The sequence below is a fragment of the Candidatus Nanoarchaeia archaeon genome (genome assembly GCA_035290625.1).
In the GTDB taxonomy this organism is placed as follows: Archaea; Nanobdellota; Nanobdellia; order Woesearchaeales; family DATDTY01; genus DATDTY01.
The window spans coordinates 1-24,813 of record DATDTY010000006.1 but is presented as its reverse complement, the minus strand read 5'-3'; the positions used below and the strand labels follow the sequence as shown (position 1 = coordinate 24,813).

General features: G+C 45.1%; 19 protein-coding genes and 1 tRNA gene. 9 read left to right on the top strand and 11 right to left on the bottom strand.

The features are described from left to right. Positions 1-190 precede the first annotated feature (190 nt). Together VJB08_00460 and VJB08_00455 are read left to right on the top strand one after the other, a co-directional pair. Positions 191-532 (top strand): DUF2304 family protein, encoded by a 342-nt coding sequence (locus VJB08_00460; GenBank protein ID HLD42443.1) that lies wholly within the window; start codon positions 191-193, stop codon positions 530-532. Positions 533-808: 276 nt separating this feature from the next. Then, the gene (locus VJB08_00455; protein HLD42442.1) at positions 809-1,921 is read left to right on the top strand and encodes a glycosyltransferase family 9 protein; all 1,113 of its coding nucleotides are present in this window, start codon (positions 809-811) and stop codon (positions 1,919-1,921) included. A gap of 72 nt (positions 1,922-1,993) precedes the next feature. Here VJB08_00455 and VJB08_00450 read toward each other — a convergent pair whose 3' ends face one another. Next, complete coding sequence (locus VJB08_00450) at positions 1,994-2,794, bottom strand: hypothetical protein (protein HLD42441.1); 801 nt, start codon at positions 2,792-2,794, stop codon at positions 1,994-1,996. A gap of 211 nt (positions 2,795-3,005) precedes the next feature. Between VJB08_00450 and VJB08_00445 the strand changes: the two genes are divergently transcribed. The 4 genes from VJB08_00445 (at position 3,006) to VJB08_00430 (ending at position 5,923) form a co-directional block, all read left to right on the top strand. Then, entirely contained in the window at positions 3,006-3,686 is a 681-nt protein-coding gene (locus VJB08_00445) for a hypothetical protein (GenBank protein ID HLD42440.1), read from the top strand. A 72-nt stretch (positions 3,687-3,758) separates the two neighbouring features. Then, on the top strand, positions 3,759-4,337 hold the full coding sequence (locus VJB08_00440; protein ID HLD42439.1) for an SIS domain-containing protein: 579 nt from the start codon (positions 3,759-3,761) through the stop codon (positions 4,335-4,337). Next, a complete protein-coding gene (rfaE1, locus tag VJB08_00435; GenBank protein ID HLD42438.1) occupies positions 4,338-5,324 on the top strand; it encodes a D-glycero-beta-D-manno-heptose-7-phosphate kinase in 987 nt (328 codons plus the stop codon). Between the two features lie 119 nt (positions 5,325-5,443). Next, a complete protein-coding gene (locus VJB08_00430; GenBank protein HLD42437.1) occupies positions 5,444-5,923 on the top strand; it encodes a hypothetical protein in 480 nt (159 codons plus the stop codon). On the opposite strand, the gene VJB08_00425 is transcribed toward VJB08_00430, so the two are convergent. Next, positions 5,913-7,070 carry an NAD(P)/FAD-dependent oxidoreductase gene (locus VJB08_00425; protein ID HLD42436.1) on the bottom strand — a complete coding sequence of 386 codons (1,158 nt, stop codon included), beginning with the start codon at positions 7,068-7,070 and terminating at the stop codon, positions 5,913-5,915. The genes VJB08_00430 and VJB08_00425 overlap by 11 nt on opposite strands. Before the next feature lie 401 nt (positions 7,071-7,471). Here VJB08_00425 and VJB08_00420 point away from each other — a divergent pair, with 401 nt between their 5' ends. The 3 genes from VJB08_00420 (at position 7,472) to VJB08_00410 (ending at position 15,888) form a co-directional block, all read left to right on the top strand. After that, positions 7,472-10,594 (top strand): PKD domain-containing protein, encoded by a 3,123-nt coding sequence (locus VJB08_00420; protein HLD42435.1) that lies wholly within the window; start codon positions 7,472-7,474, stop codon positions 10,592-10,594. Between the two features lie 208 nt (positions 10,595-10,802). After that, on the top strand, positions 10,803-12,080 hold the full coding sequence (locus VJB08_00415) for a hypothetical protein (protein ID HLD42434.1): 1,278 nt from the start codon (positions 10,803-10,805) through the stop codon (positions 12,078-12,080). Between the two features lie 130 nt (positions 12,081-12,210). Beyond that, complete coding sequence (locus VJB08_00410) at positions 12,211-15,888, top strand: hypothetical protein (GenBank protein ID HLD42433.1); 3,678 nt, start codon at positions 12,211-12,213, stop codon at positions 15,886-15,888. A 163-nt stretch (positions 15,889-16,051) separates the two neighbouring features. Here VJB08_00410 and VJB08_00405 read toward each other — a convergent pair whose 3' ends face one another. The 9 genes from VJB08_00405 to VJB08_00365 all read right to left on the bottom strand — a co-directional run bounded on the left by VJB08_00405 (position 16,052) and on the right by VJB08_00365 (position 24,655). Continuing rightward, positions 16,052-17,206, bottom strand: coding sequence for an aromatic amino acid transport family protein (locus VJB08_00405; protein ID HLD42432.1), 1,155 nt, complete (start codon positions 17,204-17,206; stop codon positions 16,052-16,054). A 41-nt stretch (positions 17,207-17,247) separates the two neighbouring features. After that, positions 17,248-18,663: a radical SAM protein gene (locus VJB08_00400; GenBank protein HLD42431.1), complete on the bottom strand. Its 1,416-nt coding sequence runs from the start codon at positions 18,661-18,663 to the stop codon at positions 17,248-17,250. A 10-nt stretch (positions 18,664-18,673) separates the two neighbouring features. Beyond that, complete coding sequence (locus VJB08_00395) at positions 18,674-18,973, bottom strand: hypothetical protein (protein ID HLD42430.1); 300 nt, start codon at positions 18,971-18,973, stop codon at positions 18,674-18,676. 1 nt (position 18,974) lies between these two features. After that, positions 18,975-19,703, bottom strand: a complete 729-nt coding sequence (locus VJB08_00390; protein HLD42429.1) for a class I SAM-dependent methyltransferase — start codon at positions 19,701-19,703, stop codon at positions 18,975-18,977. Positions 19,704-19,743: 40 nt separating this feature from the next. Next, a tRNA-Trp gene (locus tag VJB08_00385) sits at positions 19,744-19,860 on the bottom strand. Between the two features lie 23 nt (positions 19,861-19,883). Further along, positions 19,884-20,846, bottom strand: coding sequence for an NAD-dependent epimerase/dehydratase family protein (locus tag VJB08_00380; protein HLD42428.1), 963 nt, complete (start codon positions 20,844-20,846; stop codon positions 19,884-19,886). 18 nt (positions 20,847-20,864) lie between these two features. Continuing rightward, positions 20,865-21,788, bottom strand: a complete 924-nt coding sequence (locus VJB08_00375; protein HLD42427.1) for a lysylphosphatidylglycerol synthase transmembrane domain-containing protein — start codon at positions 21,786-21,788, stop codon at positions 20,865-20,867. A gap of 122 nt (positions 21,789-21,910) precedes the next feature. Then, on the bottom strand, positions 21,911-24,277 hold the full coding sequence (locus tag VJB08_00370) for a hypothetical protein (protein HLD42426.1): 2,367 nt from the start codon (positions 24,275-24,277) through the stop codon (positions 21,911-21,913). Positions 24,278-24,301: 24 nt separating this feature from the next. Beyond that, a complete protein-coding gene (locus tag VJB08_00365; protein HLD42425.1) occupies positions 24,302-24,655 on the bottom strand; it encodes a DUF192 domain-containing protein in 354 nt (117 codons plus the stop codon). Positions 24,656-24,813 lie beyond the last annotated feature (158 nt).

Below are 24,813 nucleotides of genomic sequence, written 5' to 3'. Positions count from 1 at the left end.
GAGGTAAGACCGCATCGAAGCTTACGCTTCGAGATTCTGGAAACTCCAGAGCAGGCATTTGTCAGGAAGATGAAAAAGGAGGCTTAATAAACATGAAACGAATTAAGCTATCGAAGGGAAATACTTTCAGGATAGCACAGTAGTTGTTCTAACCGATACATTTAAAAAATTCCACAAAAGCCTGAAGGCTATGCTCGGAGTCCAGATACTTGGCGTGTTGTTCGCAATGTTCATGATGTACTTGGCATTTCTTAACAAAAAGCGCAGCCATTTTACCAATAAAGAGTACCTTGCCTGGATGTTCTTATGGATATTTTTTATTCTTATCACACTCTTCCCAACAGCCCTCAGCGGCTTTGTTGTAGACATCATTGCGCTCCAGCGGCCGCTTGATTTTTATATCATTGCAGGCTTCATGTTCCTCATAGGATCCCTGTTTTATACCTATGCCTTGGTTCGCCAAAACCAGAGGAAGCTTGAGGAGATTGTAAGAAAAACTGCATTTGAAAGCGTCCAAAAGAAGGCTCAGTAGCAAGTCTGGCACCCTTTCAGCGAGCTTCCTCACAATCATAAGCTGGGCTGACAGAGGGTTGCCTCAATCAAAACGCCATCGGGCGTTTTGGTGTGCCAAAAGAGCATGGCTCTTTTTAGCACCTTCGGGGATGTCAGCAATCGCAGCTGCAGGCACAAGCGAGCCGGTGGCTAGCGAGCAAGCTCGCCTTGCTCGCTTGCAAGCCACTGCCGATTGACTTGCTACTGAACCTCAAAAGAAATAAGATTTAAAAGACCAGGCTAGTTCTGCAGGCAAATGCGCTATGATATGATTAAACGTATAGACAGGTATGTGGGGAGCTTCCTTACTTCCATTCTTGCAAAGATCCCAAGAAGGAAAGCCAAGATACCTGAATATCCTCGTATCCTGGTGATTATGTTCTGGGGCATTGGATCAAACATCTATGTCCTGCCATGCATTCGTGAGATAAAAAAAAGAATCCCGGGAAGCAGGATAACGGTATTGGCTCCAGAGAAGAATAAGGACTTGTTCTATTCAAACCCCGATATTGATAATCTCATTTTTGTTGATCTGGACATGAAGAGCCTTTTCAGATGCTTTCGGGCAATAGTGGGCAAATTTGACCTCTGCCTTGATTTCGAGCACTGGCTGATGATCTCATGCATATTTTCATATGTCGCCGCTCCCTTCCGGATCGGCTTTGGGAATCTGAAGAGGAGGGCCAGGCTTTATTCACAAAGTGTCATATTTGACCCAGAGAAACACGCATTGCTGAATAATCTGGAGTTTGTCAAGCCGTTGGGAAATGGAGATGTTGATGACAGCCTCGTGAGGATCGCAACTTCGGAAGAATCTGTCTCATTTGTCAAAGCATTCATAGCAAGGAACCGCATAACCAAGAAGATTGTTGGCATCTGCCCTGGCTCTGGGCCTGCTGTCCCTGAAAGGAGATGGAAAGCTGAGAGATTCGCTGAAATTGCAAAGACTCTTATTGAGCATTCCAACATGGATATTGTTTTTATTGGAGTAAAGGAGGAGCAAGCACTGATTGAGTCTATCCAGAAGACGATTCCTCATACAACCTGGCATACCTGCGGGTTTAAGCTTGGCCAGACAATAGCCTTTGTTGACCAGTGCTCCCTTATCATCTCAAATGACACTGGACCTGTTCATCTAGGAGCATCGCAGGCCATCCCCACAATAGGTCTTTACGGCCCAGAGAGCCCGGTCATTTTTGGCCCCTATGGGCCAAGGAGCATCTCTTTGTTCAAGCCAGCTCCAGGATACCCATTCATCAAGATTTATGAAGGATCCTATAAACGGCCCTATCCAGGCATTGACTGCATGAAAGACATTAGTGTTGATGATGTGATGGGGGCTGTTGGAAAATTCCTTGGCAAGAACTAACATTTATAATTAAAACTAACCCGTATAATTACTTGTGTAACCGAATCCTTAATCATCTTACGAAAAACTCGCTTACCCCCGTATGAACGGAAACACATACACCTCAAGATACCCGGCAATGATGACGAGAAAAAATCCAATCGCAAATAGTATCAGTGAGTCCCCCAGAATCCTGTAGAAATTCTTTGACCCAAGCTTTTCATGGATAACCGCTTTTGAAAGAACTCCTCCTGCTATCGCAGCTGAGAGGTAGGATGCTGCTTCTGTAATCATGTGCGGAAAGGCAGGTATGATGAGGGTTCTCGCCGCAAAGCCGAATGCCACCCCCCATACAGAAGCATTCCACGTGATGAAAAGGACAGCCCCAGCTCCATAAACGAGAGACAAAAGAAAGCAGATAAAGAAGATGATGATATTGTTGAAGACAATGCAGAGAAAGCGGTTGCCGAAGTCGATTCCCAGATAATTGCAGCTCGGATCAGCTGCCTTTCCAGCAATGTTTGCCGCCTCAAGCTGGGTGGAGAAAAGAGCAAGCACTGAATTGCTCGGGAGGCTTATCGAAATTGCAGCGAAGGTCGTGAAGATTCCTAAAAAAAGAAAGATATAGGTGATAAAGGTTGTTTTATGGTTCCGGAACAGTGCTGTCCAGGAAATGTTTTCCCTGATAATGGTTCTTGCTTCCTGGCGCATCAGGCTGTTTAATGACGGGATAAGGAGAATTGATGTAAATGCGACTGTCATCAAGCTCGGATTTCTTCCAAAGATCAGCTTGGCGCTGATGATGCCCATAAGGGAATAGAGGGCTCCAAGCAAAAAAGCGTCCAAGGGCCGGCGCTGAAGCCATTCTGTCTTAAAGAACTGCTCGAAGACCATATTCTGCTTCTTGCCTCTGTTTTTAATAAAGGTTTCTGTTTTTGGATGATTGTGCGTATCATTGGTCGTATGCGTACAACGCTCGAAGAGCAATTAAGTAAAAGAAGCAATGGCAGGACTATAGTTACTACTATTTAAGTACAGCCAGTCCACGGGCATTTTGAAACTAAAAGAGGTAAATTTTTAATAATAAATTCAATTACCTGAATTAATGGACGATACTAGTCTAATCGAAAAAAAGAAACAAAGTAAAGATAAAAATTCAGAAAGACTATTTGAAAATCTATATAGCACTTATATATCGAAGAGAGAATTTGAGTTTGCGATTAAAACAAATGAGTTGGTTGAATGTGATAAAAAGAATTTACCAGATAATTGTGGATTCCCCGACTTTCTTTTAACCTTAGATAATCAAAGAATAGTTGCGGAAGTAACAACAGCACACGATTTAGACGATCCTAATGCTATTGATGCCTTTCATCCCGGGATAACTAAAGTAATCTCTGGAGGGATTGCTGGTAAAATTAGTGCTAGGGTCTATACTAAGATAAGTAAAGGCAATTTTAAGAATGTTGACAAATTTCACTTACCAATAATATTTGTTATTTTTAACAATCAACATAGCTCTTGTATAGATGAGGTAGAAATTGATTGTTTTTTGAATGATTACAGAAAATATCCTCAGAATATAAAAGATCAGCTAATGTTGAATGAAAATTATGGGGTTATAGAAAAAATTCCAAGATACGCTCTAATCTCAGGAATACTCTTTATAGAATCAAACCGTGCTGGTTTAAGAATAAAATATTATCCATCAGAGAATAATAAACTCACAGAAGATATGATCAAAAAGTTAGAAACTCCTCCAAAATCTAATCAATCGAGAGTGTGATCAATCAGACAATCAATCCCGAATCGCAATGTTTATTAACGCTCAGGAATACCTCTCGATAAAGGGATCAGCATGCAGAATCCTATACAAGAATTGATCACCAGGCAATTTGAGGAGCATAAGCAGACAATTCAAAACAGCATGAGCCTTCCAGATAAAGTTGCCAAGGCTGCTGAGCTGATTATTGAGGCGTTCCGGAAAGGAAACCATTTGTATGCCTGCGGCAATGGTGGCTCTACCTGTGATGCAATGCACTTTGTTGAAGAGTTTGTTGGGCAATACAAGAACCGGAGAGGAGCGATGCCTGCTCATCACTTAATGGACAGCTCGATTATGACGTGCTGGTCGAATGATGAATCCTATGCTGATGTTTTCAGGAGGCAGGTTGAGGCATATGGAAAAGAAGGGGATGTGTTTGTAGGGATATCCACAGGCGGGAATTCTGAGAATGTGCTGTTGGCTCTGCACGAAGCAAAAAGGAAGAGAATGAAAACGATCTCGTTTTTAGGAAAAGATGGCGGCAAAATGAAGAGTATTGCTGATGTTGATATCATAGTTCCTTCCAAGACAACTGCGAGGATCCAGGAAATGCATATCCTCTGCATCCATTCTATTTTAGAGGCAGTTGACAAGGAGATCTGGGGTGTGTAAATGTATCCTGAATATGAGAAGATGCTGAGAATGCTTGATCAATTTAAAGACAAGCATATTTTGGTTATTGGAGATGTGATGCTCGACAAGTATGTTTGGGGCAATGTGAGCAGGATCTCTCCTGAAGCCCCAGTCCAGATCGTTGATGTCTCACGCGAAAGCTTTGTTCCTGGAGGCGCCTCCAATGTTGCGAATAATGTAACGAGTTTAGGAGGCGTTGTCCATTTGGTTGGAGTAACCGGCAACGATGAGGGCCGTGATTGCCTCATCGAACTCCTCATTGAAAAGGGGATTTCGCCCGACAGCTTAATTGCTGACCCCGCAAGGCCAACAACAATGAAGGTTCGAGTCATGGGGGGCAACCAGCAGCTGATTCGGGCTGATTATGAAAAGAGGGAACACCTCTCTCTAGGAATCCTTGAAAAGGTTAGGAATAGGATAGATGATATCAGGGATGAGATTGACTGCATTGTTGTAAGTGATTACGCAAAGGGTGTTGTGAGCGCTGAACTGATGGAGTACCTCCGCTCTCTAAGCGAAGAAAAGAACATCCCTCTTGTTGTTGACCCAAAACCAAGGAATAAGGAAGCCTACAGGGGAGCGACCCTGGTTACTCCTAACGCCAAGGAGGTATTTGATATGCTCCAGGGAGAGGAAGATATCCATGTTGCAGGCAGAAGACTTTCAGAGTATCTTGGAGCGCCGCTCATTGTTACGAGAGGAGAAAAGGGAATGTCTCTTTTCTCTCCTGAAGGGATCAAAGATATTCCAAGCAGGGCTACTGAAGTGTTTGATGTGTGCGGCGCAGGAGATACTGTTGTTGCTGCGTTAGCGCTTTCTCTCTGCTCTGGAGCAGGTTTGGAAGAGGCTGCGATTATCGCCAATCATGCAGCAGGCATCGTTGTAAAGAAGGTAGGCGTTGCCACCTGCAGCCATGATGAGGTCCTTCAGAGCCTGATTGATGAGGAGAAGGGGATTATTTCTTAGGAAACTCTGTTTTTGTGTTCGAGCATGTCTCATCTTTAACTGCCAGGGAGTAAAAAGTCGAAAACTTTATAATCTGCTAACCGTTTCTTTCCGCTAAAGGAGACTGATTGGAGGTATAAATGCCGCTTGAAGTTGTGTTAGGATTCGATAACTCAAGAGAAACTGTAACTGGAGTACAGATTGGTTTCGAGAACGATGCTAATCAAGCATACGGGATACAGTTAGGTGCAGCGAATTCTACTCATGAGTTAAGAGGGGCGCAGCTCGGCCTCATTAATACCGCCGAAGGAATCGGAGCGCAATTAGGTCTAATGAATTTTACGGATGAGGCAAGAAGTGTATTCCCACGAGATGAATTAAAAATACAGTTAGGCGTATATAATGGTGCCAGAAATGCAAGCGCATTGCAAGTAGGGGTAATTAATTTTTTTCTGGAAAGGACGCCTGGATTGCAAGCTGGACTCGTTTGTTATGCAGAAGAAGGCACATATCTACAATTAGGACTAGTCACGAGCCATGGAGCCGGACCGTGGTATAGAAGATACAGCCCGCTTATAGGATTTCATCGCGATACAAAGAACACTCAAATCAATGGCTGAACAGCTTTTTCATATTGCGGAGCATAAAGATTGATCCAAATGAAATAATCTTTCTTCCAAACAAAAGGAACCGGGGCTCCCTCAGCAAAAGGGCAACTGCAAACCTAGACGGGTAATCCCGATCATGGGCTTCTACAACTTTTTTAACCCTCTCCTGGTTAAAGAGCTCAATAAGCCTGTTATAATCCTTATCCCTAAACCTGTTCATCACCTTCCGAATCTGCAGGCTCATCCAAAGGTCCTTATTCAGACGCTTCTTCAAAAGCTTTTTGTAATCTTTCTTTTCAGTAATCGCCTCAGCCAAACACCTTCCGGCAATCATGCCCTGGATGATCCCCCCTCCTGTTGTTGCTTTGACTTGGAATGCAGCATCCCCCACTAAATAGATGTTGCCTTTCTGCACTTCCAGGCGAGTATCATAGTAGGGAATTGGACCGCCTTGATAGCTTATAATCTTAGAACGATATTCTTCTCCCAGGCGAAACCTCAAAAACTTTTGAAAATATGCAGAGGTTTTTCTCCCCAAGGTTCCTAATCCAATCCGCACAACTCCTTCAGATTCAGGAACAACCCACGCAAAAAACTCAGGGCAGAACTCATTGCCCAAATACACCTCATAGGTATCCTTTGGTATGTCAAGCTTTGCAGCTGCCTGTGATGAAAAATAAAATTTCCGCTCGCCAAAAATCCCCGCCGCTTTGGCAACAGAAGAATTCGGTCCGTCCGCTCCTACCAGAATATCCTCATTCGTAAATCTGAACCTCTTCCTTCGCTTGCTTTCTTCAATAATGATGCAATCCCCTTCAATGCCAGTAAATCTGTGCCCAGTAAAAATAGCAGCCCCTTTCTCACGGGCTACTCTTGCAACATACCTGTCAAATCCTGGCCTGTCCAGGATGATATCCCGTATTGAGAACTGCAGCGAATTCCCAGAAGGTGCAACCACCTTTACTTTTGAGATATGGTTCATCACAACAGATGGATCCAAAGGAAGCAGTTCCTGGATTGAAGACGTCACAATCCCTGTGCACTGGCAGGGATCCCCTATAATGTCATGGTCCTCAAAGACCGTAACAGCATATCCCTTCTCTGCCATCAGCCCTGCAAAGTACGATCCTGCGGGCCCTGCTCCTACTACATAAATCATAAGGAAAAGAAAACGAGCAATGGTTTAAATGGTTTGCCCAGTGTTTGCGTTGAAATCTCTTTTTTGTGAAATATAACACTACCAAATTGAAGCAGGTATCAACTGTAATTATCCTCTTGGTGGGAATAATTTCGTATTCTACCATTATATCCTACCATAGAATATTTGGTTTATCTGCTGCAAAAAATAAATCTTTCAGTTTCTATATTTTAGCCCGAATTCTGAATTAGACATAACACCTTTTCTATGCATGACCGGCTTTCTATTCCTTTCTTCTCAAGTCAATCTTCAACCAACACTTAACTACCCTCCGCTCTATCTATTTAACCATTCTAAAATAGTTACATTGGAAATCTTTATATACTATGATGTGTTCTCGGTCGAGAGGGGGTGCAAAATTAATGAGAAGAACATCCAATACCCAATTTAATTTCAGGCCGTATTCAGGAATAATCGCCATACTATCCATTCTTTTCCTTTTTGTCGCTGCAAGCGCAATTGTTGCAGCGCAGACATCTATCCAGGCAGTTATTACATCTCATCAAGGCACAGTTAAAATAAGCCCTGATGGCTCAATAACACTCCATGGAAGAAGCGAGCCAGCTGATGCAGCAAAAGGATACCGCTGGGCTGTGTTTAGGTCTGGAAGCCTGGCAAATTTGGCTGATGTTGAAAATTTCAACTCTGCTGCCCGCCAGGCAGTAAACAGCGCAGGCCTACTCCAGCCAATCTGGTTTGACCGCTCTCCAACCCTCCAATTCAGGAGATCAGGAACTTATGAAATTCGCTTTTCAGTGAAGAATGCCCAGGGCGAGTGGAGCCAGCCAGCAAGTATTTTCGTCAATGTCAATGCAGTTCCTCTGTTCTTATCCAATGCATTTAACGGACAGCAGGCAATTCCAAGTTCGCTCCTTTTCCGGGTAAACCAGCCAAGGACATTTACCCTTACTGCTTTTGATGCAGACAATGATAGAATTACCTACGAGCTATCCGGACTCCCAGGTGCAAGGCTTGACCCAACAACTGGTGTCTTTTACTGGGCTCCTGCAAACAACCAGGCTGGAAGATATGATGGAATCGAGATAAGAGCTTCAGACAGCAGAGGAGGCTCAGCAATCAAAAGAATAACTGTTTTTGTAGAAGCAAGCAGCATCCCATCAATCGAGCCGCTCACAGCCCGATTACAGCAGCCTCAAGCGGGATCAACAACAACCATCCAGCAAAACAGCATTATCACTGTCGCAGGCCAGGGAAGCAGGCCAGGAGATGTTACAGGCTTCAGAACCCAAGTCTTTAGAGATAGCCAGCTCATCACGCAATCCTTTGAGCGCACACCTTCATTGCAATTCCCTACTGCAGGAACTTACCGGGTTGAATTTTCAGTTACAGAGACTCCAATCGGCATCCGCGACAAAGACTGGGCAACTCCCGTCTCTTTTACAGTTATAGTAACCCCCATTCCAGGAACTCAGCCTCTCGCTGTCCGGCTTACCTCCCATAACGCAGGAGATATCATAAGAAAGACCGTTGGCTACAGAACTCCTCCAATTACATTCCTCGAAGCAAATAATCAGCCGATTGCAGGAAAGCGCGTTGCAGTCTTCATTAAGACAGGCGAAGACAGTCAGGGCAATCCTATCTTTGACTTCGCTCCTCTTGGCTCAGTAACAAACGCAAGAGAAGATCAATCGCTTGTCAATCAGGCAAGAAACACTGCAGGAGTTCTGCGTCCAGTATGGTTTGATGCAGAGCCTGTGATACAATTCAACCAGCCAGGCTATTATGAGCTGCGCATGGCTGTGAAAGGCCTTGATGAAACCTGGAGTGCTCCTGCCGTTGTTACCCATATCATTCGAGAGCCAAGCCAAACTCCTGTTGTAACTATTCTTTCGCCGGCAAATGCTGCGGTGTTTGGATCCAGTTCTGCAGCATCAGCTATGCAAAGAGTTCTCTTCAGGGCATCTGCAACAGACCCGCAGGAAGGCGAGCTTTCAAGCCAGATCACCTGGACGAGCACAGGAAACATCCTTTTGCCAACAGGCCCGGTCCAGCATGCTAATCAATTCAGAGGAATTGGATCTGAACTTGAACAATTCTGGAACTTCCCGGCTACATTGACCTACACAGCAACAGTTACAGACCGAGATAGCAATAGGGGCCAGGCTTCAGTAACAATCCTGATCAATGGCGGATTTCCAGGAACTCCTGGTACAGATACCTCGGCTCTTACTGTAAGGATAATCTCTCCCCCTGATGGAGCTTCATTCCTCACGACAGACACGATAACCATCGAATCACAAGTCACAGATCCTGAAGGTGTCCAGTTCACACTCTCCTGGTTTGACAACCTCATCAATCTCAATCGAAACGAGAGAGCGATTGCTGTCCAGCTTCCTCAAGGCGAACATCTTATAACTGTCGTTGCCAGAGAGACAGAGTCTGGAAGGACATCCTCAGATACTATCCGCATTAGAGTTAATGCACCAAGTGGGCAACAACCGCCTCAGCAGCCACCTGTCCAACCTCCAGTCCAACCGCCCATTCAGCCACCTGTCCAACCTCCAGTCCAACCTCCAGTCCAGCCTCCTGTGCAGCCAAACAATCCACCTGTAATTACAGGCTTTACGGCAAACCAACTGTCTGCGCCAGCAGGCTCAACATTCACATTCACAATAACAGCAAGCGATCCTGACGCAAATGCTTTAACCTACTTTATCGATCTCGCAGACGGCCAGGGATTCAGGAACAACGGAGCGTCTTCCTCAATTTCAGCCCAATTTACAGTTCCAGGATCCTACACCATCAGGGCGAAAGTGAATGATGGAAGGGTAGATAGCCAGCAGGCAACACTTGCAATTACAGTTACAGGGCAAGGCCAAAATCGTGCTCCTGTCATAACATCACTAACAGCAGTCCCGCAGTCAGGCCCTACAGGAACAGTCCACGCAATTACAGCAATTGCGTCAGATCCAGACGGGAATGCCCTTGCATACTTCTTTGACTTGGGTGACGGCCAGGGATTCAGAAACCTTGGCGGTTTCAACACCATTGCCGCCCAGTATACAACAGCAGGGCCAAAAACGATTCGGGCAAAGGTAAATGACGGCGCAGTTGACAGCGCAACCTCATCAATAACAATAACCGCAATAGCTGCTCCTGTCCCTTCACCGCAGCCGCCATCCACAATAACCCGGGAAATCAACCCACGCAAACAAATCTATTGGGGAGGCGTAAGGCTCCTGAACGACGGAATAGCAAGCCCCGGCGAGAGTTTGCAGGTGTGGTCAAAACTTACGAATCATGGAGAGACTGACCTTAAGTCACCCTCTCTGAAAGTTGTGATTCCTGAATTGGGAGTCTTCAGCTCAACAGGATTTGACCGAGTGGATTCAGACGACACGGTCTCAGCTATGGTGGAAGTGCCTGTTCCCGACGACGCTCTTCCAGGAGAATACCTTGCGCGAATCAGCCTTGGCAATGGCGACTCCCGACGGGTAAAGCACAAGATCCTCATCGTAGAATGAGATCAGTTTACAAACATGTACTCTAATCAAACCGTCATTGCGCAAAATACGCAAAATAAAATATACTCACGCAATAATAGTAAATAAAATTAACTACTATGATATGCTCATAAATCGAAACCTTTATATATACCGCACGATTTGTGGGCTTATCCAAGAGCAGTGGGCTACCATTGCTCCAATAAAAAACCGTTGGGGGTAATAAAGCATGAGAAGTGGAAAAATAATGGGATTAATGATGATCTTTCTTTTGAGTGTTGTAGCTCTTGCATCCTTTGCAAGCGCAACAGTGACGATTAACAGCGTCTCAATAGACAATGATGCGCTGACACCAAGCGCAACCAATTTTATTAGGCAAGTGGAGCGCGGTGACGAGGTTGATGTCAAGGTGAGCATCACTGCAAACGTAGACACCGAAAACGCGCAGATCGAGGGCGCTCTTCGGGGATATGATCATAGCGACCTGATGGAAGACATCAGTGATGTCTTTGATATGAAAGCAGGCGTAACCTATGTCAAGAGATTGACTATTCCATTAAGGCAACGGGCTGATCAGGACAGGTACAAATTAAGAATCCAGGTTGAAGACAGAGACAGCCAAACCATTGAGCAGACATACGAGCTTCAGCTTGAAAACAAGAGAAAAGATGTCCAGATCAAGGATGTTGTATTCTCACCGGAAAACAGGATTAGAGCAGGAAGAACCCTCATCACCTTGGTCAGGCTTCAGAACTATGGCCTTGTGGATGAAAAAGGAGTGCGAATCAGAGTTTCAATCCCAGAGCTTGGCGGATCTGCAGTCGCTAATGACTTCATCGATCAGCTTGAGAAGGATGGGGAGAACGACGACCAGCTGACAAGCGAAGAGATGTTCATCGTGATTCCAAGGGATGCCGCATCAGGAACCTATAATGTCAATGTGGAAGCCTTCTATGACGAAGGCGATAAGCGGGCATCAAAGACCTTCCCAATAGAAATTGTATCAGCAGAAGAGTCAACAACACCGCTGCCTACAGCGCAGACCATAATCACTGTTGGTCCAGAAATCCAGGATGTTGCAAAAGGAACTGCTGGCTCAGTGTATGCAGTAACAATAACCAATAATGCAGCTGAATCCAAGGTATACACCCTGACAAGCGCAGCAACCCAGGGAATCAGCGCCAGAATCAGCCCATCCTCAACCCTTGTGGTTGGAAGCGGCCAGACAGAGCAGGCATTTGTCTATGTGACTGCCTCTCCAAACGCGCAGGAAGGCCAGTACATCCTGAGCCTGGCGGTGAAATCAGGAGACCAGACCCTAAGGCAGATACCCGTGAAGGCAAATGTGATTGGAAGCGCTGGATCATCCCAATGGGATAATGTGAAGAGAGGCCTCGAAGTAGGGCTCATCGTCCTTGTTGTGATACTGGTGATCATCTTCTTGATCATCGGCTTCAACAAATTAAAGGGCGAAGAAGGTACTGAAGAAGCTCAGACCTACTACTAAAGCCTTTTTTCTTTCTTTTTATATTTCAATTTTTCAATCGCAAGAAAAGGGGGAGGGGAAAAGCAGGCTTTGTTGAGAAGCGTCAATAAGCACTTTTCGATAATCAAAATACAAAAAGAAGTGTGAACTGATGAGGGGGAAGCACGTATTGCCTATAGTATTTCTTATATTAGCCTTCCCCTTCGTGCTCAGCCAGGATTTCATTGGATTCCAGGATCTTTCAAGGATAAACGTATGCGCATGCTCTTCTTCTATAAACACGCTCCATTTCGTCAATAGGGGATCTGGTCCAATCACGTATAGCCTCGCTGCGCAAGGCGCAGCAGCGCAATTCTCGCAACTATCTCCATCCGGGTTCATCTTAGAGCCAGGCAAACAGGTTAATGTCACACAAGCCCTCAGAATTCCATGCGGAACCCCTGAAGCAAGCTATGCCTCAAACATTAGTGTCCTAACCGGAAGAGGCAGGCAGATTCTTCCCCAGATCATAACTGTCCAGTCCTGCTCAAACATCGAGATCTTGGCGCAGCAGAAGCTAGCAGCCGCATGCCCCTGCACGCAGCAGACCTCCAGGCTCAGGATCAGAAACAGCGGAAGCTTTCAGGAAACCTACGAGTTTTTTTCAGAGCCCCCCTCCTACCTGTCCGTATCACAGCAAAAGCTTACCCTAAAAGGAGGGGGTGAAGCAGAGATAACAATCACGCTCAGAAGCCCCTGCGGAGTCCATGGAACCCTTGAACAATCGCTTATTGTCTCAGCCTTAAACTCTGGCTGGACCGCGAAGGTTCCTCTGGAGTATACCATCAACCCCTGCTACAACTTTTCGCTCCAGAGGGGCGAGCGCCAACTCTTCAGAAAAAATCAATCAACCTTAACCTACGAATTCAAGCCTTACAACCAAGCGTATTCGTTTTGTGAAGGAACAGGAGGTGTTATACCATTTCTCATTGAGAATAAGGCAGCATTTGAGAACACCTTTAACCTCAGCATCGCTTCGCCTCAGGAACTCTCCTCTCGTGTCTTTTTTGAGCAGCCCTCTATAACCCTCCTCTCTGGACAACAGGCGCTTGCGCCCCTCTACGTCCTTGCGCCTTCAAATATCTCTAAATCCTATACGCTAAGCATAACTGCAACAGCACAGAAAGGAAACCTGTCAAAATCAGCCTTGGTTCAGCTCAGCCTTGGCGGCTGTTTTCCACTCAGAGTAACCGCCCCTCAAGCCCTTCCTTTGGCGTACAACGAAACTCCTATTTCAATAGACATCGAAAATCCTGGTTTGGCCCCAATCTCCTACACACTTTCAGTGCTCGAGCCTGCCTGGGTCTCGCCCCAGCAATTTGCTTCTGAATTGGAGCCTGGCAAGCACGAAACAGCAGTCTTCAAAGCGCTTCCAGATAAGGCCATCGCCAGCCCAGGCGTCTATACGCTCCGCCTCTCCCTGAGAAACCGCCAATCAGGATCTTCTGAAACAGTAGCAACACGCCTATTGCTTGAAACGAGTGGAGAATCCAGGTTTATCACCTATCTTCTTGCATCGCTTATACTCTTCGCAATCCTTCTTACTGGAATCCTTCTCCTCGTTGTGAGGGCAAGGCAAGCCGCACCTGGAAAAAAGTTCAGGGAAGAAGTGATGGCTGCCGGAATACAGAAACGAGAGCCAAAAATGGAGCCTGAAAGAGAGCCAGAGACTCTCACACCCCCCTCCTTGGCAAAGCTTGTCCTGATTCTTATCATCATTGGAGGTATCGTGGGCGGCTCGTATTACGGAATCACGAATTACTTTCAAGGGAACGAAACCACGATCCCCCAAACCCTTACGACAGCCATCGAGCCTCTCGGTGCCAAGATCGGAGGAGTGGGATATCCCTTGATATTTGGAATAGTGCTCCTGATCATCATTTTTGTTTTCCTGTACCACCGTAAACATATCGATCCTGATGCGGTAAAGGCCAGGGAAAAGCTGAAGCAACGGCTTGCAGAAGAACGCGAAAGGGAGCAAAAGCAAGAAGAGGCAGAGCTGCGGAGGAAGCAAAGAAAGGAGGAGAAAGAACGCCTGAGAAAGGAAAGGGAAGCAGAGAGAGAGGAAGCTAGGCTGGAAGCAGAGCAGGCAAGAAAAGATCTGAAAGAGAAACGAGAGCAGGCAAGAAAAGAGGGAGAAGAGCAAAGAAAACGCCTGAGACAGGAAAGAACAGCACGCATAGCCAGAAAACAAGAAGAAAGGCAGGCAGAGCGGGAGCGTGCCAGGCTCGAGCGTGAGAAGGCAAAGAAAGAAAAGCAATCGGCTTCAGAAATAATTGGTAAAGAAAAACTCGTAAAGGCCGAGAAACTCCATGAAGAAAAGAAACCAGAGATTGAAGCGCAGGACAGAACTGACACATTCATAACGATAGCTATTATACTCATCAGCCTGGTTATCATTGGTCTGGTCGCTTACGTGGTATACCCCTATCTTTCTTTTTCCTTTCTTAACAGAACCACCGATGCCACCTTAAATCTTTCCGAACTGCCTGAAGCCGAGCCGCTGCCAGCAGAAACACCAATCGAAGCAAACAAAACAGAAAATACCTTCGTTCTGCTTGCAAGGACGCTTTCTGGAAAACTTCAGGAGCTGAGTCCAGGCATCTATGGCATGCTGCTTCTCTACCAATGGTACATTCTTGCAGGCCTTATAATCCTCATTGCCATTATCCTCTACTCTAAATTTACAGGCACTAAAGGACCCGATATCTATAAAGAAGGTGGTTTGAGGGAAGCTGCCGAAGCCAAGCACAGGCTAAAAGAGCAGAAAGAAAAGGAAGCAGAGCGAGCCATGCTGGAAGCAGAGCAGGCAAGGAAAGAAAGAGAGGAACAGGCTGAGACAGCAAGAAAAGCGCGGGAAGAGCAAAGGGAACTCCTGAAAAAAGAAAGAGAGGAGCAACGGCAAAGAAAACGCGAAGAAATGCAAAGGGCTGCTGAAGAGCGCCAGCGGATTAAAAAGGAGAGACAGGAAGCAAGGATCCGGGAAAGAGAAGAGCAGATTCAGCTGAAAAGAGAAGTAATTCAGGAGCGCAAACAGCTCTCCAAAGAACTGAAGCAGGTCAAACGGGAGCGGGAATTACTCCAAAGGCAGCAATCAAATCTGGCAAAGCGGACAGAGCGGCAATCCCTATTGCCCATCATCCTTACACTTTTCGTTGTTCTTCTTGTTTTGGGTATTTTGTTCGTTGCATTCAAATATTGGCAAGCCATCCCTGAGCAAACTCCTTATGGAAACGAGGAAGATATACTCCCTGTCGAAAACCAAATGGAAGTTTCCGAGCAACAAGTGGAAGAGCCTGTCGGAATCCCTAACCAGCATTGGAATCAGGACAGCGTTCATTACCTCGATCTCAGCACATATTTTATTGATCCAGACGGCGACATCCTTGAGTTCACATACTTCCCACTCGTGCATATGGAAGTGGAGATTGATGGCTCTGTTGCTAAATTCACACCAGCAAGAGGCTGGTATGGAAACGAGACAATTATCATCACTGCCTCTGACGCAAAAGGGGGAGTTATCGAAAGCAACCCTTTTAGGCTGATGGTTGACCAAGTTCCCTCATCAGCCAATTATTTCAAAACTCTTGCTGCCTCCATTAGCAAGTCCATACAGCAATACCTTGCTTATATTATTGCAGGAGTCGTCATCCTTCTCCTTATCATTGTAGGCCATAGATTTAAGCAGCTGGTGACGAAATTTCTAGAAGATGGCAATAATGGGGGAAGCAATAATGAAGGCAATAATGGCAAGGATAAGCGCAAAAAGGAGCGGCGCCTAAATAAGTAGCAGCTGCCCTCAGCTCAGTAGAAAGTCCGGCATCATTTTTGCGAGCTTCTTCAGCTTTAACGACACTGCTGACAGAGGGTAGGCCCCTTCGGGGGTGTCAGCAAACAGTGAAGGAAGCGCAAGCGAGCTCGATGCCGTATGACTTTCTACTGAGCAGCTGCCCTCACCAAAGCCGTAAGAGATCCAGAACCATCCCAACGACAAACAGCCCTATAAGCAGCCATCCAATTGTCCTGTTGCCAGAAACCTCGAACTCAGGCTCCCGATTCCCTTTTTGCTTCGCTCTCCAGAACATCAACACCACAACAATCCCGATAATGCTTCCGGATACAGCCCCGGTAATATCAATAATCTTAAAGAACGCATGTTCCACCCCTGAGAATCGCATCAGGTGAAACAAGGCGAGCGGTCCAATGATTGTGTAAACCCAGGAACGGGTCTCAGAAATCCTGCTGTCAAAGCGGAATACCTCCTTGACTGCCAATCCAACTGCAAGGAATGACGTTGCCATGGTTAGCATCCCAAAAAACAGGGCCACCATAAAGAAAGGCCTGCCAACTGCTCTCTGCAAACCCTCAATTGTGCCTTCGCTTACTCCCTCTGGCCCGGCACTGCCTACTATCGAAAACGGAAACAGCAGGTAAACAATCATGGGAATCAGGGTCCCAAGTATAATGGCATGCTTGAGAATACGATATCTGCCAATGAGCTCTGCATGCATCTCAGGGATTGCTCCGATGCCCATAAAAGCAAAAAAGATCACTCCATAAGGAACAAACACCTTGCTGATATCAAACTGCCAAACAGCCTCTGGCTGAATCAGCGGCAATGTAAAGGCAAACACGAATCCGACGACAAGGATGATAAGGGCTACAAGCAGCACTTCAACCTTCTCCACAAGCCGCAATCCGATGTAGAGCAGCAATGCTCCAATAAGGAAGAATGCGTAAGAATAAAGAAGCGAATTTCCTCCAAACAACGGAAAAAGGAGCAGCTGCAGAAAGTCTCCCTCCTTGATCATATAGGCAGTCAGGCTCCCATAGCCTCCCAAGATCATCGCCAGATACATCACCCATTTCCCTCCTGCTCCAAGATAGCGTTCTGCAAGCCCGGGAATCTGGTGATTGCCTTTGGTCCGCAATACGACCTCTCCGAGATAAAGGTACAGGATCATCAGCCCAAATCCGAGAAAAACAACAAGAGCTGCCCCGGTAAGATACCCCACCTGGCCGAATGCAAACGGCAGGGCAAGGATACCTGCTCCTATGATGTACCCAACAAGCGTTGCAGTTGACCCAATAAGCGCTTTGCTAAACATCAGAAAGAACAACAACATTTATCCTTTATATACTATTGCCTTCAAGTCTTTAACTCTTCTCCTCTTTTGACCCTTAAAGTATTCCGCACTATAGACCAAAACCCATTCCAATTATTCCGCACATCAGCTGGCTTTAATTTGAGCATCCGTCGTGCGATATACTTCGGCCGAAAATAAAATGCGCGATACATTCTATTGAGTGCCTGCTTGAGCTCCTCATTGCTCAAATTTGTGGCATTCATCTGAAGATCCTCATATCGCACTGCAGTCGGATCCTTCTGAAGAATCCAATCATTCTGTTCCGCCTGCCGCTGCAGCGCAGTTCCTGGAAATGCTGTGCAAAACCCCATGTAGACATACGCCGGGTCTATCTCTTTCATATATTGTATCGTTCTCTCTATGGATTCCTTTGTCTCTCCAGGGTTTCCGACCATAAAATTAGCTACGACGTCTAATCTAGCCATCTTAGCAATCTTGACAGCTTCCTTTCCCTGTTCCGCAGTTGCTCGCTTTCTTAGATTATCAAGGATCCTCTGATCCCCAGACTCCAAGCCAAACGTAACACTAAAACATCCAGCTTTTTTCATTTTCTTTGCCAAGTCAAGGCTAAAATTATCAACACGCGCATTTCCACACCAACTAAGATCATAATCTCTTTCTATAAGCAAATCGCAAAATTCCATAACATTCTTTGGTAGAAGAGTAAATATCGGATCCTTAAAACTAATCTCCTTCACACCTAAAGTCTGCACCAGGTAGTCCACTTCTTTAATTGACCGCTCAGGAGACTGGACCCGGAACCGTCGATCATACACGTTAGGAATCTCACAATACGAACAATCATAAGGGCATCCTCGTGTTCTTACCATGGCCATGAATGGCTTACGACGTGAGTATGGGCTTGTATAATTATTAATGGGAAGGAGATCATATGCCGGAAAAGGCAACTCATCAATATTTGTGATAAGCGGCATAGGTGGCGTTAGAATCATTCTGCCGTTCTCCATAAATCCAATCCCTTTGATAGAGCGAAGGTCTCCTCCTCCTTCCAACGCCTTCATAAGCTCCAGCAAACTCAATTCGCCTTCCCCCCTTAGGAGAACATCAACATTTGCATTAGATAGAGCATGATGGGGGAGTTCAGTAGCATGAGGCCCCCCTATCACCACCTTTATTGAGGGGTCCAACTCTTTAACTTTCTCAGCCACTGCAAAGGCATAATGAATTATAGCAGATGTTGCGGTTAAGGCAACGACATCTGGTTTAAACCTCCTAACTTCTTGAAGCACAGTATCCGCAGAAGCCTTGACGGCGCATCCGTCATACAATCCAACAATGTATCCTTTATCCCGCATAAATCCTGCTATCGATGTGATACCAAGAGGAGGGTATCGAATATTCTCCATCAAGTCCTGCTGCTGTAGCGGAGGCGGTTGGATAAATAAAATGCGTTGCATTTGTGATCACCTAGCAGATTTTTCTTTGTCTCAAGTATTGGAAAACCATGTTTTTATTCTTCACATTTGAGCACACAGACCACTCCATTGGTTCAGATTCTTTAACCGAAAACATCAACCCTTCTTCCGGATTCCTTGACTCAACACTTCCAATCTGCTCAAATTCAAGCCGGAGGAACCATTCATTCTCTCGTGTCGGCTGCCCGAACCGCTTCACGAGCAATTCTTTGTCCACACAGAGCGCAAAAAGTTCCGGAAACCTGGCCTGCTTAACACGATCGTCCGACGATTTTAGTACTTCAACTTTCATATTACTCACGTCTAAATATAATCAATCCTTCAAACCCATAATGCCCCCATTTGAAACAATCCTGAACAAAATATACAGGAAACCAAAGGAACCTCCATTCAATCATCTTTATAAACATTACGGTCTCAAACGACTTTTTTCGTAACTCCGTTAACTCTTCTTTAGTGCGCCCTTCAATCTCCAAAGGAGCAGGCCATGCGAAAGTGAGCAAGCGTCTAGCCAGCCAGAAAAAAGGGAAGGTATAATCCGCAACTTCTAATGGCCGGAATCCATATTTTTGCATGAGTCTCAGGAATTCCCCCAATTCGTATCTTCTATAATGGCCATTCAATTCGTCATCCCACCTCCATTCTTTTTGCTTGAGGGGGATAGTGACTGCAAGGTGCCCCCCTCTTCTTAGATTTGCTCGAATCTTTTTTACCGCCATTTCATCGTCTTTGATATGCTCCAATACATCAAAAAGAACGACGGTATTGTACACGCCGGTTTCTTCTTCTATACGACGCTTTACTACCAAGACATCGTACTCCCTCAGCCTCGACATTGCCTTCTGGACTGCTCGCTCCGAGGAGTCTACAAGTTTACCATTCCACCCTCTCTTAGCTAAGAACTGGCTTACCTCTCCCAAACCACCCCCAGCATCGAGAAACGGCCCTTTGAGACCATACTTATTAATCAGCTGATCAAAGCACTTTAAGATGTACCATTGCATTGGATAAAATTGCGCCATCAAAACACCCGGGATTTGTTCAACAAGCCACCATACAAAATGGGGCTGCTGGGATTCGAACCCAGATCCGCTGGTCTATCCCAAAGGTCATCGCACCATGTGCTCATTGCTCCATTGACTGGAGCCAGCTGTTCTAGCCAAGTTATACTACAGCCCCATACTTTCAAGAGGTAAAAGATGTTATTTAAATCTTGTTAAAGAAGCCTCCGGTCTAAACCTCCCCTGGAAAATAACTCCTCGTTTTTTCATCTCCTGAATGAGATTATTAATCCCAGTTTCAACATCTTCGGTATTAAATTTCATATCTTTCTCTAACTCGGCAGGGTCCATTACTGTGGTCTGGCTTAGATTTCTGACATTCTCAGATGTGAAAGGAGGCTTTGAGAGTGTCTTTTCAAGTAGTTTAGCAGCAGCATAGCACAAAAAGACAGGAACAGGAACCTTTAATTTCCTCACTCCTGCAGCCTTTGCGACTAAATCAACCAACTCACGAAATTTCAGCTTCTGTTTTCCGCAAAGGGGATACGTCTTCCCAATTGTTTTCGTATTATCAAGGGCACCAACAAGCACCGTTGCAACATCTTCAACTCGAATTGGCTGGCGAGTCTGTCCCCCATATCCCACAAGAGGAATGATCCAGGGAAATCCAAGTGTAAATTGTATCACATTATGAATCCCAACCCCCCCTATGCCGTAGATCATTTCTGGACGAAAAATTGTATACTCTAAACCAGAATTCTCAAATAATCTCTCTGCCATGAGCTTGGTTTTTCCATACGGACCCAATTTTCTCTTAAGAACCCCTACAGAACTTGTGAAGATGACCCGTTTCACCCCATGGGCTTTGCAACTCTCAATAAGATTTTGCGTTCCTACTACATTCACGTCATAGTTCTCTTTCCAAGGTATTTTTCGCATTGCAGCAGCTAAATGGATCACGGAATCAGCATTCCTAACGGCAGAATCAAGAGACTTTCTGTCTAAAATATCACCAATAACAGTGCGATGAAGCTTTTTTGCGATCGCCGAATATGCAGTGCCTTTATGGATAAATCCAACAACATGGTGCCCGCGTTGATGCAACTCATCCACAACATGTTGCCCTACATAGCCATTTGCACCGGTAACCAAAACATACTTCATAGGGTCAGCAAATCCGAATCAGCTTTTAAATCTAATGCTAATAGGCTTCCATACCCATGCCATCAGTCCAATTGCTGCAGAAAAAATGAAAATAGCCAGCGTCAATGTCGAGAGCGCAACAGCAGACTCTTTTCCCAGCCCCCTCAATCCAAACAGGAATATAAACGTAGCGTCTCTTGTTCCGACCCCAAACACGGTTATCGGAAGTAGTGACACCAATCCCGAAATACCTACACTAAACCCAACAAAAGCAAAAGACAACGGCAGCTGAAGGCTCAGGCTCATAAGGTAAACCTGAAAGAGGTACATCACCCAAACCACTACAGTCAAAGAAACAATCCACGATCCATCCAAAACGCTCAGGCCGTTCAACCCCGCAAAAAAATCAGACAGATTCTCAATAACCATCTTCTTATACCTTTTGGGAAGCATGAAACCCAAAAAGCTTCTTGTGAAACCTTCCCAGCTTCTCATTTGGATAAACACAAATCCCAATACAATCAAAAACATAAACACCGCCAACACCCATACCTCTCCAATGAAATACCACACACCAAGGGAAGCGATCAAAGCAAGCATCATAAAGTCCGTAATCCTGTCGAGAAAAACAGACCACATGCTCGTTCCGAATGAATGCCCCTCTTTGAGATACCATACCCTTCCAAACTCTCCGATCCTCCCGGGAGTAATCAACCCCAGATACATGCCTGAAGCATACATGACGCAGCAATCCCATAATGCATACGAAAGCTCCTGTTTTTTCATAATGTACTGCCATTTATACGCCCGAATTACAACAATCACAATATGCAATAACAGCCCAAGAAAAACTATTCTGATATCAGCCTCGAGCAAAATTGTAACAAGTCTAAGGAAATCTATCCTGCTAAGAATAAATCCAAAAAGAACAATCCCGATGAAATACAGCCATTCCCTCCTCATCCCATTAAGAAAACAATTCCTCATATAAAAAACCGACTATATCTTATAGTTAAGAACATAAATATTTATTGAAAATTCCCCTGGGTAGAAAATTGCATGACCAAAAACCAGGACCTTTAGGTTCAGGGATTAGTGCGGGTTTCGTTATTGTTGCATTTTATAATTGTCCACGCATAAACCAACGAACTTATCAAGAAAAGAAGCAAGGCAATACCACTTACAATAATACTCGCCGTGAAGTATTTGGGGGAATACTTAAAAATAACCTCATGTTCTCCTGCATCCAGCCAGACAGCCCTCTGGAATCCGTTTGCAAGGAGGATCTCTATCTCCCTTCCATTATCAAATGCTTTCCAGCCAGGGAAATAGCTTTCGGTCAGTACAAGATACCCCGGCTTATCCAGCATCGCCTCAATCCTCATCCTCTCCGGAGAACCCTCTACAACCTCAACACGATAGGCACCTTTCGGCATACCCCCAATCACCCCCCGCTCCAAAATCACCGTCATGTTTGGATCAAATGAATCCTTCCTCACCAATGAAAAAGCATCATCGGATCTGACGGCTCTATACACAATATATGCCTTCGGCAGTGCCCGCACATTCTCATATACAAACGCTCCATCAATAGTATCCACAAAAACAAAATCAATATTCTTCACCAGTTCGTCCGAAACAATAAACCTCACTCCGGCCATCCCCAGCAGCTTAGCGATATAATCGGTCTCAAGACTCCCAACCGGAACAATAAGCTGACCCCACTTAACCTTTTTATGCACGTCATCAATAATTCCAAGACCCTCATCCAAAAACCTGTCAAAGAAAATAATCCTGCTGGAACCATATCCGAGAAGGTTCTGAAGATGATATTTTCCGACAAGATGTGCCGGAACTAAATCAGGATGCCTGCTCAAAAATCTTCCCTCAGACTGCCTCAAGAAATCCACCACTGGGGTGGACCTATACAATTCCTCGCTATATATCGGCTGAATAAACACATTCCCGAAAACTGCAAGATCAAGAATCAGCACAGCAGAAGCGCTAAAGAAAAAAGCCTTATTTGATATACGCTTAGTTGAATACAAGATAAGAAGGATAATTGACGCAACAAAAAATAACGTAAAGAAAAGAAGCGATTGCATAATCGTAGAATAAACCTCCGGAATCCTCGCAACAAGGGACTCAAAGCTATGCTGTTGCACAAATATTGTTTTTTGATAAACGCCGAAATAAAGTTTTTCTAGGATAAGTTTACCTAACGAAATAATCCAATCCTTTAAAAACCATCCTCCGATCAATGAAATCCCTGAAAACACTGCTCCAATCCCAAGCGTCCATCCCCATAAGTTTTCCTTCAAGCTCCTCGACAACACTAAACTCATACCTGAAGCAGTCAAAACAGCAAAGCAGAAACTGAATATCATAAGGAACCTGCTTGGTGTCCTGAGATAGGCAAACGCAGGAATCAGTTTAAAAATGAGATAAAACAAGGGCGTAAAGCTTCCAAACATAATGATCAATGAGACCCCCAGCATCCCCCAAAAAAACCACCGATGCCTGAACATCTTATTCCAAAAAGAAACCACAGCTAATACCAATCCCAACACTCCCATATACATATACAATTCTGTGAAGTTTGGAGCACCCCAATAGAGATCTCCGCGTCCAAAAAACCAAGGCAGAGCTAGACCTACCATATGATAAGGTGGCAAGGACAAGGAGGACGCATACGCAAAGTCACCTCCCCCTATATTCCCATCAATCCTACTCAACAAAGGAAGAAAATTGAGTGTAGGAACAAATGCAGGCAAGCTTAGGCTAACTGCAACAATCCCTGCTAGAGCAACCAATCCAAGGCTCAAAAGAGGCCTCTTTTCCTGAAGAATCCTGTATATTCCATAAATCAATAACGCAAAGAATGAATAAAACACATACTGGAAATGCTCAGTGAGGATCTGTAAAGCAAGCACAAATGCCAAAGGAATTCCAAACAGCCATCTTTTCTTCTGGATAACCAGTTCCAAAAACAAGAAACCTAAAGGGAGAAGGCTATAGACCGTCATCTGTGGTATATGCCCCGCAATCCTGCTCACAAGATTCCCGCTCAGCATAAAAATCAATGCGCCGATAAAACCGCTCTGCTTCTCGAAATCCAAAGCCCTGAGAAATCCATACATCCCTAATCCTGCAATCAGGATATGAAATATGATATAATAATTAAGATACCACGCCCTGAATGAGAACAAGAACAGCAGCGAAACCGGGTAAAATGAAGCGGTAGGTAGCTTATGAGGCATGCCTCCATAGTTATAGGGATCCCAGAGAGAAAACACATCTGAATCCCATTCTTCTCTCATAATCCAATAATAATAGGAATAAACCTGAGTTAAATCCCCCGCGCTGAGCACTGCGGTTGGGTGGAGCACCGCGGGCCAGAAGAATACAAGCACAGCAGCTCCCAGAAGCCAAAGATATGTTTTCGTCTCCATATGGAAAAGAACAAAGCTGTGCTTTTAAATATTACCTTGTCTAAAAACAATCCTATCCCCAATATCGGTTTTACTTTTCTTTGTCCATCCTTTCGGGATCTCAACAACATATCTTGCCTTCTTCCTCGGGAAGTAAACAGACCACGGAACAAAGTTTTCCTTTATCTCAACAACTTTCTGTGACTTATCAAGAAAAAGAACATCAATAGGAAAGAAAACAAACCACATATGGAGAGCACGGATGCCTTCACTAGGGAAACTCAATATCATGCTTTGGCGCTTCCGAAACATCAGGCCGAGCCCATTGCCTAGGAATGTATCCCTCTCTTCGGCATCCTGTGCCAATACTCTTTTTTTAGACGTATTAACCACGATCATAGTCCTGAAACATACCCTCCGAGCTATATAAAAGTATTTATACTCTTCTCACTTGCCTTGTTCTCATGGGGGAAGATTTATCACAGATTCAGGAGAGTTTGAGGAGATCATTCCAGGCCATCAAGCAGGATATTCTCGGCCACGAGTCAAAACTAAAG